Annotated in this window: 1 protein-coding gene; it reads left to right on the top strand. The window is 57.1% G+C overall.

The features are described 5' to 3' along the window. The coding region (locus tag BTA35_RS17805; RefSeq protein ID WP_238377637.1) for a hypothetical protein at nt 1-365 on the top strand (365 nt) is incomplete at its 5' end. Nucleotides 366-431: the final 66 nt, after the last annotated feature.

Below are 431 nucleotides of genomic sequence, written 5' to 3'. Positions count from 1 at the left end.
TTCTACGACTACCGGATCTGGATCTGGAAGTTCGAACAGGGCGGGATGCAGTCGTGATCGGCACCGCGGCGCGCACAAGATCAACGAACACAAACGAGGAACCCATGTCGTTCAACCCGATGTACCGTCATTCGTGTGGCTTTGGCCGTTTCAGGCTCGAGCTTGATCCGAACAGCCGTCAGCTATTGGTCAAGACCGGATGGTTCAGTGCGCCGCAGATCATTGGCTTCGACCAGGTCCGGACGGTCGATCTGTCGACGTCGAACAACATCCGCAAGCCATATGTCCAGATCAACACGACGGACCTTGATCGGCCGCAGCACCGCGTGTCGTTTCACACCGGCGGTGGCGCTGAGCAGTGGTAAAACCGCCTGGGCGCCGCGATGAACATGCAGGGATTCCGTTAAAAGCCAAAAGACAAGGTCATAGAG

The organism is Oceanospirillum linum (assembly GCF_001995095.2).
Taxonomy (GTDB): domain Bacteria; phylum Pseudomonadota; class Gammaproteobacteria; order Pseudomonadales; family Halomonadaceae; genus Oceanospirillum; species Oceanospirillum linum.
The sequence above is the reverse complement of the archived record's forward strand: the minus strand, read 5'-3'. Positions and strand labels throughout refer to the sequence as shown.